This window comes from Yersinia sp. 2466 StPb PI, from assembly GCF_041538325.1.
In the GTDB taxonomy this organism is placed as follows: Bacteria; Pseudomonadota; Gammaproteobacteria; order Enterobacterales; family Enterobacteriaceae; genus Yersinia; species Yersinia enterocolitica_E.
The window spans coordinates 1,500,006-1,512,889 of the sequence record NZ_JAULSL010000001.1; the positions used below are offsets into that span (position 1 = coordinate 1,500,006).

The window sequence follows — 12,884 nt, forward strand, 5'->3', positions numbered from 1 at the left end:
TAAAACAGGCACTGACAATGCAGCGCCTGCTAATGCGAGTCAACTCGAACAACTATGGTCAGGGTTGATACTGCCCCACGCCAATTTCATTTTCTTTTCGGGTCCGCGCAATGACCGATTGTGGCGATTCATGAACCCGTAGCGCCATCTGGTCTTCGGTGCGCTGCAAAATACCGCGCAGTGAACTGGCATAAACGTCTACAATTTCGACATCAACGAATTTGCCAATCATCTCTGGTGTACCTTCAAAATTCACCACCCGGTTATTTTCGGTACGCCCGGCCAGCTCCATCGCACTTTTGCGGGAGGGGCCTTCTACCAGAATACGTTGCACACTACCAACCATCTCGCGGCTGATTTCCATGGCCTGCTGAGTGATACGCTGTTGCAAAATATGCAGTCGCTGTTTTTTCTCCTCTTCACTGACATCGTCTGGTAGCTCTGCCGCGGGTGTGCCAGGGCGTGGAGAGTAAATAAAGCTGTAACTGGTATCGAAATGAATCTCCGCGACCAGCTTGATGGTTTGTGCAAAATCCTGCTGAGTTTCACCAGGGAAACCGATAATAAAATCGGAACTTATCTGGATATCTGGCCGCGCCTGCCGCAGTTTGCGGATGATAGCTTTGTACTCCAGTGCGGTGTGGGCGCGTTTCATCATGGTTAAAATTCGGTCGGAACCACTTTGCACTGGCAGATGCAGAAAACTCACCAGTTCTGGCGTATCGCGATAAACATCGATGATATCGTCGGTAAACTCAATCGGATGGCTGGTGGTAAAGCGAATGCGATCGATACCGTCAATGGCGGCAACCAGCCGCAATAACTCGGCAAAACTACAGATATCGCCGTCATAGGTGGCACCGCGATAGGCATTGACATTCTGGCCGAGCAGATTCACTTCCCGCACCCCTTGGGACGCTAACTGTGCAATTTCAAACAGAATATCGTCACTTGGGCGGCTGATCTCTTCGCCACGAGTGTAAGGCACCACGCAGAAGGTACAATATTTATTGCATCCTTCCATGATAGAAACGAACGCGGTCGGGCCTTCAGCACGCGGCTCTGGCAGCCGATCAAACTTTTCAATCTCAGGGAAGCTGATATCTACCACCGGACTGTGGGTGCCTTGGACGTGGTTAATCATTTCTGGCAGGCGATGCAGGGTTTGCGGCCCGAAAATGACATCAACACAGGGCGCGCGTTGGCGCAGATGTTCGCCTTCCTGTGATGCTACACATCCACCGACACCAATAATCAGATTGGGATTCTTTTCTTTCAGGAGCTTCCAATGGCCCAGCAGGCTGAATACTTTTTCTTGTGCTTTTTCGCGAATTGAACAGGTATTCAGTAGCAGTAAATCGGCTTCTTCCGGGATCTCAGTCAACTGGTAGCCATGGGTGCTGGCCAGCAAATCTGCCATTTTAGATGAATCATATTCATTCATCTGGCAGCCCCAGGTTTTAATATGCAGTTTTTTCGTCATGGCTTATCTACCATCAAAAATTCATCATAAATGTCACATCGCGCGGTGCGGTGATCCATGTGTTCGCCAGGCGCAAAGGCTCACTAGTTGCGGGGTATTGTAGTCATTTGCAGTTGCGATGACCACCGCAGTTCGGCTTAGTTATTCTGTGGGGTGATGAAAAATCCGGTACACTGAGGGCAGATAAAGTATGGATGTTATTTTAACTTTTAAAAAATGGCCAAAATGAATAAATCGCAACCAAATTATGATGTTGTGGTGGTGGGGGGCGGTATGGTCGGTGCTGCTGCCGCGCTTGGACTGGCACAAACAGGCTGGTCAGTCGCGTTACTTGAGCATGAAGCCCCAGCCCCATTTGAGGCTGACAGCGTGCCCGATTTACGAGTTTCCGCTATCGGCTGCACTTCGGTGTCGTTGCTGAAACAGCTCGGTGTCTGGCCGCAGGTACAGCAGATGCGTTATGCACCTTATCGTCGGTTGGAGACCTGGGAGCAGCCCGGTTCACAGGTGGTGTTTGATGCCGCCTCGCTCTCTTTGCCTGAGCTGGGGTTTATGGTTGAGAACCGGGTTTTGCAGTTGGCATTATGGCAACAGATAGCGGAATGCCCCAATTTAACGTTGCTGTGCCCGTCACGGCTGCAAACTATGGTTAGAGTAGATGAGTGCTGGCAAATCACGTTAGACGCTCAGCAACAGATACAGGGCCGTTTAGTGATAGGTGCTGATGGTGCCAACTCTCTGGTACGACGGTTAGCCGGTATCGGCACCAATGGCTGGCAGTATCGCCAGTCTTGCATGTTAATTACAGTAGAGACGGATACAGCTCAGCAAGACACCACCTGGCAGCAGTTTTCCCCAACGGGGCCGCGTGCTTTCTTACCGCTATTTGGCCAGTGGGCATCATTGGTCTGGTACGACAGCCCGCAGCGTATTCGTCAGCTTCAGGCGCTGCCGATGGCACAGTTGAATCAGGAAATTGCCAAGGCTTTCCCATCACGTTTGGGGGCTGTTAAAGCGATTGCTGCTGGCTCTTTCCCGCTAGTGCGGCGCCATGCACAACGTTATGTACAGCCGGGATTGGTCTTACTCGGGGATGCAGCCCATACCATTAATCCACTGGCCGGGCAGGGGGTGAATCTGGGATATCGCGATGTTGATGCGCTGTTGGAGGTGCTAAATCAAGCGCGTGAACGGGCAGAACCGTGGCACAGCGAGCGGGTATTACTGCGTTATCAACGCCGCCGCCGCACTGATAATCTGATTATGCAAAGTGGTATGGATGTGTTTTACACCACATTCAGCAATGATCTGCCACCGGTGAAATTCGTACGGAATCTGGCGTTGATAGCCGCTCAGCGCGCGGGCAAATTGAAAGAACATGCGTTGAGGTATGCATTGGGGTTGTAGGGGATGTCTGTTTTTTTGAGTTCAATACTTAATATTTGGGACAGTTCGGAGCTGGTTTCGGTTGATATTCGATCTGTTCTTTTGGCGGGCGTTGTCGCCTCAAGCAACCATCAATCGAAACCTAATCCAACCTGGACTTGAGACATCGGACTCAAGTAAGAGGGAATATAGTGAAATCCCAGAATGCAAAAAGCCCGCCGAAGCGAGCTTTTCTAAATTTGGCTGGGGTACGAGGATTCGAACCTCGGAATGCTGGAATCAGAATCCAGTGCCTTACCGCTTGGCGATACCCCAAAAGATGGTGGCTACGACGGGAATCGAACCTGTGACCCCAGCATTATGAGTGCTGTGCTCTAACCAGCTGAGCTACGTAGCCATCTTTAAATCTTTAATCTTGAGAAGTTGTATGGCTGGGATACCAGGATTCGAACCTGGGAATGCCAGGATCAAAACCTGGTGCCTTACCGCTTGGCGATATCCCAACTGAAATACAATTCTTTTTTATATGACAACTCTCTTGCCTTACAGCTATCCATCCAAAAAAAAGATGGCTGGGATACCAGGATTCGAACCTGGGAATGCCAGGATCAAAACCTGGTGCCTTACCGCTTGGCGATATCCCATCCGCTGTGACAAACCGATGAACGAATAATGGTGCGGGAGGCGAGACTTGAACTCGCACACCTTGCGGCGCTAGAACCTAAATCTAGTGCGTCTACCAATTTCGCCACTCCCGCAAAAAGATGGTGGCTACGACGGGAATCGAACCTGTGACCCCAGCATTATGAGTGCTGTGCTCTAACCAGCTGAGCTACGTAGCCATCTTTTTCCGCATTACCTTCATCGGCGTTGCGGGGCGCATTATGCGTATATGGCCGAATTGCGTCAACTAATTTTTTCCCAAAAAAGCGCTGAAAGGGTTCGTTTGTGTGGCTTGTGAACAGTCTGGTGATTAAAGCAGCACTTATGGTGATTAATTGTTGAATTTGCCAGCAAAAAACAAGGCTACCCTAGGGCAGCCTTGAGATTGGACAGTCAATATAGGCAGACCATCACATTCAATTATTTATAAGCGTCCTGATGCACGCCAACCGCACGGCCGGAAGGGTCATCCATACTTTTGAATGATTCATCCCACTCGATGGCTTTTGCTGATGAACAGGCGACTGATGGGCCACCAGGGACACATTCAGCGGCACTTGGCAGCGGGAACAGCTCTTCAAAAATTTCGCGATACAAGTAGCCTTCTTTTGACGATGGCGTGTTGTATGGGAAACGGAAGTGGGCAGTTTCCATCTGTTGATCAGTGACTTGCTCTGCGGCTTTCTCTTTTAGTGTGTCAATCCAGCTATAGCCGACACCATCAGAGAATTGTTCTTTCTGACGCCAGGCGACGCTGTGTGGTAAGTAAGATTCAAAACATTCACGCAGGACATGTTTTTCCATTTTGCCATTACCACACATTTTGTCCTGCGGATTGATACGCATCGCAACATCGAGGAAGTTCTTATCTAGGAAGGGGACGCGGGCCTCAACACCCCAGGCAGACATCGCTTTGTTGGCACGCGCACAGTCATACATGTGCAGGGCTAGCAATTTACGCACAGTCTCTTCATGCAATTCTTTCGCATTTGGTGCTTTGTGGAAGTAGAGGTAGCCGCCGAACACTTCATCAGACCCTTCGCCAGACAGCACCATCTTGATCCCCATCGCTTTGATTTTACGCGACATCAGATACATTGGTGTTGAGGCACGGATGGTGGTGACATCATAGGTTTCAATGTGATAAATCACATCACGGATAGCATCCAAACCTTCTTGCACGGTGAAATGAATTTCATGGTGCACGGTACCTAAATGGTTGGCGACTTCTTTCGCAGCACGTAAATCCGGTGAGCCAATCAGACCCACTGCAAAGGAGTGAAGTTGTGGCCACCAGGCTTCACTGCGCTCATCGTCTTCGACACGACGGGCGGCAAATTTTTTGGTGATAGCAGAGATAACGGAAGAGTCCAGACCACCGGACAGCAATACACCGTAAGGCACGTCAGACATCAAGTGGCTTTTTACCGCGTCTTCTAACGCGTTAGCCAACTGAACTTTGTCAGTTACATTGCCTTTGACGTTGTCGAAATCAAACCAATCGCGATGATAGTATTCGCGAATTTCACCCTCTTTACTCCACAGATAGCTGCCAGCCGGGAACTCTTTAATGGTGCGGCACACCGGCACTAATGCTTTCATCTCTGAAGCCACAAACATGTTGCCGTTTTCATCATGGCCCATATACAGCGGGATAATCCCCAGATGGTCACGGCCAATCAGATAGGCATCTTTCTCTGTGTCGTACAGGATGAAAGCGAACATACCTTGCAGGTCATCAAGGAAGTCTGGGCCTTTTTCCTGATACAACGCCAGAATCACTTCACAATCTGAGCCGGTTTGAAACGCGTAACGGTCACCATATTGCTGACGTAATGCCTGATGATTATAGATTTCACCGTTAACGGCCAAAATATGCGTGTGGGCCGCATTAAACAGGGGCTGGGCACCGGTATTGACGTCAACGATAGACAAACGTTCGTGGGCGAGAATGGCTTTATCATTTGCCCACACACCAGACCAATCCGGGCCACGATGGCGCATTAAACGTGACATTTCCAGCGCTTTTTTACGTAACTCAATGGGGTCGGTTTTAAGGTCGAGGACCCCGAAAATAGAACACATAATAATCTCCCTAACTTCTCTGCTTTGGCGGTGATGATGTTGAATTTGAGTCGTTCATCGCTGGATCTGTTTTTTCACACTTGCTTATGAGTGATGCAAGTTATGCCCCATGACGATGCAGTCATCCAAATTATTTCTAAACTAGATGTGAGAAATACATGCAATTTATACGCCAATTCACAGCGCTATTATTTTGGTGCAATGGTTGGTACGGCAATGGGTACCTATACCCAAAGCACTTGACGTTGCAGGCAGGCAGCCAGCGAGTCAGTCCCGATGAGCTTAACTCAGTCAAGTGATTCGGGTGAGTGAACCCAGCTAACACCCCAGCAGCTTCAAGGACGAAGGCTATAAAAGAAAATGCGCCAAAATAGGGCGTAATGGCAAGAAACTTTGGTGCACTGCACTAAAAAAAGGCATAGCGCTAAAGGGGGTGGGGGCAAAAAAGAGAGTGGCGGCCATGACATGACCGCCAACAGAGATTAGATAATATTGATATCAACCACGGAAGAGAAAACGTAGTTCGGGCGAAATGGCATGGCTTCAATATCTGTTAGCGTTGAAACACCGGACAGGACCAAAATCGTTTTCAACCCAGCCTGGAAACCGGCCAGAATATCGGTACGTAGGTTATCACCGACAATTACCGTGCTTTCTGAATGGGCATGCATTTTATTCAGCGCCGCGCGAATGATCCACGGGCTGGGCTTGCCCACATAAAACGGCTTGCGACCGGATATTTTCTCAATAGGTGCGCACAATGCGCCACACGCCGGAGCAAACCCGTGCCCGTGGCTATCGGGGTTGGTGGCAATAAAACGCGCACCATTGGCGACAAAATAGGCGGCTTTATGCATCATGTCCCAGTTGTAGGACCGGGTTTCACCGACAATCACAAAGTCAGGATTGATATCGGTGATAGTAAAGCCAGCTTTATAGAGTTCATGTACTAATGCACCTTCACCCACAACATAGGCTTTTTTACCTTCCTGATTGCGCAGGAAGTCGGCAGTGGCCATTGCCGAGGTATAAAAGGCACTTTCTGGGACATCCAGCCCAGCAGAACTGAAGCGGTTAGCCAGATCCTGCGCGGTTTGTGACGGATAGTTGGTCAGAATAACCAGCGGCATTCCGGCATTTTGGATCCGGGCCAGAAAGTCGTTAGCGCCCGGTATCGCTTTATTATCATGTAACAACACACCATCGATATCGCAAATAACGCTTTTAATTGTCATGGTTAAACCCAAATTAATTGGAGTTACAGTTAGGCAGCAAATGAGTGCATCCCGATGTGCTGACGCTGGTCAGTATTCGGGTCAGTGAGAGCAGCAGCCTCAAGTCAGAAGGGTATTATATTACTCATTTTTGCACGGCAATGGTCCACTATAACATGACCGATAAGACGTTTACCCCTGCCGTTGCCTTATTTGCATCTACGCGTTAGCTTTCCAGCAGGCGTTGCAATAATACACCGTTCAACATGGCGCGCTTAGCCAGAGCAAAAGCACCAATTGCAGACTGATGATCAAGCTGCGACGTCACGATAGGCAGATTCAGGCGGAAGTTTTTCAATACTTGTGTATTGATGCAACTCTGAATGGCTGGCAGTAGGATTTTATCGGCTTCAATGATTTCACCCGCAATAACGACTTTTTGCGGATTAAATAAGTTGATGGCGATAGAAATGGCTTTGCCCAGATAGCGGCCCACGTGCTCAATCACTTCGCTTGCCAGCAAGTCACCCCGGTTAGCCGCTTTGCAGATAGCGCCGATATGACAATCATCCAACGTTAATTTGCTTGGGTAGCCCTGAGCGAGCAGGTGGCGCACTCGATTTTCAATGGCTGCATTGGAGGCAACCGTTTCCAGGCAGCCAAAATTGCCGCAATAACAGCGCTCACCCAATGGATCAATCTGGATATGGCCGATTTCACCCACGTTACCGTTACTGCCCAAGAATATCTGGCTGTTTACGATAATACCCGCACCGGTACCACGATGCAGACGAACCAAGATGGAGTCTTCACAGTCACGAGTTGCACCAAAGTAGTGCTCCGCCAGTGCCAAACTACGAATATCGTGGCCAACAAAACTGGTGACATTAAAACGATTTTGCAGATTTTCGACTAATGGCCAGTTGCTGACACTGATATGGGGCATATAGCGCACGATACCTTTGTGCGGTTCAACCAGGCCTGGGAGGATAACCGCAATGGCAATCAGCTCACGCAATTTGCGCTGATAGGCTTCGATAAACTGACTGATAATAGTAAACAGCGCGTGTTCCAGCGTTTCTTGCGTGCGTTCAGGTAGCGAATAATGTTCTTCACCCAGTGATTTACCGCTCATATCAAACAGGGTAATAGTCGCATCATGGCGGCCCAGGCGCACCGCAATGGTATGGAACTGGCGGTTTTCTGTCACTATAGATATAGCACGGCGACCGCCGGTAGAGGCTTGCTGATCAACTTCCTTGATAAGCCCCCGTTCCAGCAGCTGACGCGTAATTTTGGTGACACTGGCGGGGGCGAGTTGGCTGAGATCGGCAATCTGAATGCGCGAGATCGGGCCTTGCTGATCAATAAGCCGGTAAACAACGGCACCATTGAGTTGTTTCACAAGATCCACATTACCAATTTGTGACTGTCCGCCGGTGCTCATCAATAAAATTACTCGCTTATTTTAAAACCTCGTTACCGTTAACGATGGTTTTAGTGATTTTATAATCGCGGGTAAAGGCAGTCAGGTTGGCCACTTTGCCGACTTCAATACTCCCTAACTGCTTATCCACGCCAATAGCGCGGGCCGCATACAGTGTCGCCATACGCAATGTTTCGTCCAGTGCGATGCCAACGTGTTCCACACTATTTTGTACCGCTTCGATCATCGTCAGTGCTGAACCGCTTAATGTGCCATTCTCATCCACACATAAACCATCGCGATAGTATATTGTTTTGCCAGCAAAAATAAATTGATCAATTTCAGCACCCGCCGGAGCGGTAGCATCAGTTACCAGTACCAGCTTGTCACCTTTCAGACGTTTTGCGTTGCGAATATTGGCCCAGTCGACATGCAGGCCATCTGCTATCACCCCGGTGTAGATTTCCGGCGTATCAAAAATCGCTCCGATCAGGCCGGGTTCACGCCCGGTGATGTATGGCATGGCATTATACAGATGTGTCGCAAAGCGGATACCGGCCGCAAAGCCTTGGCGGGCTTGCTGATAAGTGGCATTCGAGTGACCGGCTGAAACCAAAATACCGGCTTCAGTCAACTGGCGAATGTATTTGTCATCAACCATCTCTGGTGCCAGAGTGAATTGGGTAATCACATCCGCATTTGCACACAGATAATCAATCATCTCTGCGGTTGGTTTGCGAATAAACGCTGGGTTATGTGTGCCTTTCTTGAGCGGGCTAAGATATGGCCCCTCCAGATGCAGACCCAACGCTTTATGTTGGTTTTTTTGCAGGTATGAACGCATGACATTAATGCCGTGCTTCATAAACTCATCACTACATGTGATGAGTGTTGGCAGGAAGCTGGTGCAACCAGACTTTTCATTCGCGCGCTGCATGATATCCAATGTCTCTTCGGAGATAGCTTCGAGAGAATCATTGAATTGCACGCCGCCGCAGCCATTTAACTGCACATCAATAAAACCGGGGGCCAGAATGGCGCCACCCAAATCGCGCACCTCAATATCAGCCGGAAGTTCAGCGGCAGGACAGATACGTTCGATCAATCCATCAGCCACGACAACAGCATGATTATCCAGTACTTCGTGGCTGGTATAAATACGGCCGTGAGTTAAAGCGTACATCTTAGCCCCCTGATGACTGTTACAGACCTTTGATATTTTCAGCTTCCAATTCGTGGAAGTATTTTACAGTTTTAACCTTCAATTCCATAGTGGAAGGTTCATCACACACCATGATGGCTTTGGCATGCAGTTGCAGGCAACTGATGGTCCACATGTGGTTGATGCTACCTTCGACCGCAGCTTGCAAGGCTTGTGCTTTACCGTGGCCAGTGACCAGAATCATCACTTCTTCCGCATCCAGCAAGGTACCTACACCTACTGTAAGCGCATATTTCGGCACGAGGTTTGCATCACCACCAAAGAAGCGGGAGTTAGCGATGCGGGTTTCTTGCGTTAGCGTTTTGATACGAGTACGGGATGCCAAAGACGATGCCGGTTCATTAAATGCGATGTGACCGTCAACGCCCACGCCCCCCATAAACAGGTTAATTTTACCGTAAGACTTAATTTTTTCTTCGTAACGACGACATTCTTCATCGATATCTGGCGCGTTGCCATTTAACAGGTTGATGTTCTCGGCTGGGATATCAACATGATCGAAGAAATTGGAGTGCATGAAGGTGTAGTAACTTTCGGGGTGTTCTTGTGGCAAACCGACATATTCGTCCATATTGAATGTAACAACGTTTTTAAAACTGACGTCACCGGCTTTGTGCATCGCAACCAAATGTTTGTATGCTTCCATCGGTGTGCCACCGGTTGGCAGACCCAATACAAATGGGCGCTCAGCGGTTGGTTTAAATGCGTTGATACGGCTAACGATATGACGTGCTGCCCATTTACCAACTTCTGTGGTGTTTTTCAGTGGGATAAGTCTCATCTTGCACCTCTTGGATTGCTAATAGTGGCTATACTCTACGCGATTTGAATCATCAGCTAAGCGTAACCCAGATTTTGACTCATGCGTTGGTACAATGCTTTGTTCATTTTTCGAATGATAAAATAAGTTTTGTATCGTGGCTAGTGCATTGGTGCTTTTTCACTAGTTTTTGGTGACATTTATCACAGAATAGGGGGTTTTAATTTGCGTTACGAAATAATTTTTTTACACTCCGCAATGAGTAATACGTGCCGTGAATAAATAAAAAGTGTGCCATGCGTTTTTCTAAAAGGTAGTGAGTCAATTAAATAAACTACTTAAAGGGTCCGATAGCGGACGAATAGGGGGAAAGGTGAATATTCTTAGTTACTTACAAAAAGTGGGCCGGGCCTTGATGGTCCCAGTGGCCACACTACCAGCCGCCGCGATACTGATGGGCGTAGGCTATTGGATCGATCCGGTAAGCTGGGGTGGTGATAATGCACTGGCGGCATTATTTATCAAATCCGGTGCGGCGATTATCGACAACATGTCCGTGCTGTTCGCAATTGGTGTTGCTTACGGTATGTCAAAAGACAAAGACGGTGCGGCTGCACTGACCGGCTTTGTAGGTTTCCTGGTATTAACCACGCTGTGCTCGCCTGCTGCGGTGTCGATGATTCAAAAGATCCCGGTTGATCAGGTGCCGGCAGCTTTTGGTAAAATCAACAACCAGTTCGTGGGTATTCTGGTGGGTATTATCTCTGCTGAGTTGTACAACCGCTTTAGCAGCGTTGAATTGCCAAAAGCACTCTCCTTCTTCAGCGGCCGCCGTCTGGTTCCAATTCTGACGTCCTTCCTGATGATCGTGGTTGCCTTCATTCTGATGTACGTTTGGCCACTGATTTATAACGCGCTGGTGACCTTCGGCGAATACATCAAAGATATGGGTTCAGTGGGGGCGGGTATCTATGCCTTCTTCAACCGCTTGCTTATCCCAGTCGGCCTGCACCATGCCCTGAACTCAGTGTTCTGGTTTGACGTTGCTGGTATTAACGATATTCCTAACTTCCTCGGTGGCCAACAATCTATCGATTCTGGTAAAGCTGTTGTGGGTATCACTGGCCGTTATCAGGCTGGCTTCTTCCCAATCATGATGTTTGGTTTACCGGGTGCGGCGTTGGCGATTTATCACTGCGCGCGTCCTGAAAATAGAGCGAAAGTGGCTGGTATCATGTTGGCGGGTGCATTTGCAGCTTTCTTCACTGGTATCACCGAACCACTTGAATTCTCCTTCATGTTTGTCGCACCGGTACTGTACTTCTTGCACGCCGTGCTGACCGGTATTTCGGTGTTCATTGCTGCCAGCATGCATTGGATTGCCGGCTTTGGTTTCAGCGCCGGTTTAGTGGATATGGTGCTCTCTTCTCGCAACCCGCTAGCCACACAGTGGTATATGCTGATCCCACAAGGTTTGGTGTTCTTCGCCATTTACTACGTGGTGTTCCGTTTCACCATCCAGAAATTCAACTTGCTGACACCTGGGCGTGAATTGGCAGTTGAAGGCAGTGAAGAAGATGGTTATGACGTCAATGTTGATAACACCCCAGCAGTAAACGAAAGTGAAATCAACGGTTTGGCGCGTCGCTATATTGGTGCTATCGGTGGTTCAGATAACCTGACTGCCATTGATGCCTGCATCACCCGCCTGCGTCTGAACGTAAAAGATTCTGCCCAGGTTAATGACAGTGTTGCCAAGCGCTTAGGTGCGTCAGGTGTCATTCGTCTGAATAAACAAAGTGTGCAAATCATTGTGGGTACCCGCGCAGAATTGATTGCTTCGGCCATGCGTACTGTGTTGGCAGGTGGTTCGGTTCCTGCCGCCACCAGCAGTTCTGTGGCACCCGCAGACGTTAAGCCTCAGGCAGTTATTAACACCACTAAAACAGCCTCTCTGGTACTGGTTTCGCCTATTACAGGTGATGTTGTCGCACTGGATCAGGTTCCTGATGAAGCTTTTGCCAGCAAAGCAGTCGGTGAGGGTGTTGCCATCCGTCCTACTGATAAAATGGTGGTTTCTCCGGCGAACGGGACTATCGTAAAAATCTTCAATACTGACCATGCATTCTGTCTGGAAACTGAAACCGGCGCAGAAATTGTGGTTCATATCGGGATTGATACGGTAAAACTGAACGGTCAGGGCTTTGCTCGTCTGGTTGACGAGGGAGCCACTGTCGTTGCCGGTCAACCGATATTGGAACTGGACCTGGCTTATCTGAACGCCAATGCGCGCTCAATGATTAGCCCGGTTGTGGTAAGCAATATTGATGATTATGCCGGTATCTCGGTATTGGCAGGCAGCTCTGTTGTTGCCGGTCAAAGCCCGTTGTTTGAGATTCAGAGCAAATAATTGGCTTATACTCGTCATACTTCAAGCTGCATGTACGTTGGCTGCGTTCAATCACCCGAATCACTTACTACAGTAAGCTCATCGGGATTCATTCGCTTGCCGCCTTCCTGCAACTCGTATTATTTAGAGTATAGAATTCGCGGTAGTAGAGTACTTATGTATTGAATGACCGGACTGAGTTTTAATCAAATCAGCGGGAAGAGAGCAATCTCTTCCCGTTTTTTTGTTTTATTTC

The 12,884-nt window shown here is 48.8% G+C and carries 8 protein-coding genes and 6 tRNA genes; 2 read left to right on the plus strand and 12 right to left on the minus strand.

From position 1 onward, the window contains the following. Positions 1-58: 58 nt before the first annotated feature. Positions 59-1,483, minus strand: a complete 1,425-nt coding sequence (miaB, locus tag Q2T72_RS06725) for a tRNA (N6-isopentenyl adenosine(37)-C2)-methylthiotransferase MiaB (RefSeq protein WP_083159649.1) — start codon at positions 1,481-1,483, stop codon at positions 59-61. Positions 1,484-1,708: 225 nt separating this feature from the next. On the opposite strand from miaB, the gene ubiF reads away from it, so the two are divergent. Beyond that, positions 1,709-2,890 carry a 3-demethoxyubiquinol 3-hydroxylase gene (gene ubiF / locus Q2T72_RS06730; protein ID WP_372568857.1) on the plus strand — a complete coding sequence of 394 codons (1,182 nt, stop codon included), beginning with the start codon at positions 1,709-1,711 and terminating at the stop codon, positions 2,888-2,890. A 219-nt stretch (positions 2,891-3,109) separates the two neighbouring features. On the opposite strand, the gene Q2T72_RS06735 is transcribed toward ubiF, so the two are convergent. The 11 genes from Q2T72_RS06735 to nagB all read right to left on the minus strand — a co-directional run bounded on the left by Q2T72_RS06735 (position 3,110) and on the right by nagB (position 10,260). After that, positions 3,110-3,184, minus strand: a tRNA-Gln gene (locus Q2T72_RS06735). A gap of 5 nt (positions 3,185-3,189) precedes the next feature. After that, positions 3,190-3,266 (minus strand) — tRNA-Met (locus tag Q2T72_RS06740). 31 nt (positions 3,267-3,297) lie between these two features. Further along, a tRNA-Gln gene (locus Q2T72_RS06745) sits at positions 3,298-3,372 on the minus strand. Positions 3,373-3,438: 66 nt separating this feature from the next. Then, positions 3,439-3,513 (minus strand) — tRNA-Gln (locus tag Q2T72_RS06750). A 29-nt stretch (positions 3,514-3,542) separates the two neighbouring features. After that, positions 3,543-3,627: transfer RNA gene (locus tag Q2T72_RS06755), tRNA-Leu, on the minus strand. A gap of 7 nt (positions 3,628-3,634) precedes the next feature. After that, positions 3,635-3,711 (minus strand) — tRNA-Met (locus Q2T72_RS06760). A 241-nt stretch (positions 3,712-3,952) separates the two neighbouring features. Continuing rightward, positions 3,953-5,617 carry an asparagine synthase B gene (gene asnB, locus Q2T72_RS06765; RefSeq protein WP_372568858.1) on the minus strand — a complete coding sequence of 555 codons (1,665 nt, stop codon included), beginning with the start codon at positions 5,615-5,617 and terminating at the stop codon, positions 3,953-3,955. Between the two features lie 482 nt (positions 5,618-6,099). After that, on the minus strand, positions 6,100-6,852 hold the full coding sequence (locus Q2T72_RS06770) for an HAD-IIA family hydrolase (protein WP_032908027.1): 753 nt from the start codon (positions 6,850-6,852) through the stop codon (positions 6,100-6,102). A gap of 205 nt (positions 6,853-7,057) precedes the next feature. Further along, positions 7,058-8,278 carry an N-acetylglucosamine repressor gene (locus Q2T72_RS06775; protein WP_193784698.1) on the minus strand — a complete coding sequence of 407 codons (1,221 nt, stop codon included), beginning with the start codon at positions 8,276-8,278 and terminating at the stop codon, positions 7,058-7,060. 16 nt (positions 8,279-8,294) lie between these two features. Further along, a complete protein-coding gene (gene nagA, locus Q2T72_RS06780) occupies positions 8,295-9,440 on the minus strand; it encodes an N-acetylglucosamine-6-phosphate deacetylase (protein ID WP_083159641.1) in 1,146 nt (381 codons plus the stop codon). Positions 9,441-9,459: 19 nt separating this feature from the next. Next, on the minus strand, positions 9,460-10,260 hold the full coding sequence (gene nagB / locus Q2T72_RS06785; RefSeq protein ID WP_083159640.1) for a glucosamine-6-phosphate deaminase: 801 nt from the start codon (positions 10,258-10,260) through the stop codon (positions 9,460-9,462). 352 nt (positions 10,261-10,612) lie between these two features. Here nagB and nagE point away from each other — a divergent pair, with 352 nt between their 5' ends. Further along, positions 10,613-12,649, plus strand: coding sequence for an N-acetylglucosamine-specific PTS transporter subunit IIBC (gene nagE / locus Q2T72_RS06790; protein ID WP_083159639.1), 2,037 nt, complete (start codon positions 10,613-10,615; stop codon positions 12,647-12,649). Positions 12,650-12,884 lie beyond the last annotated feature (235 nt).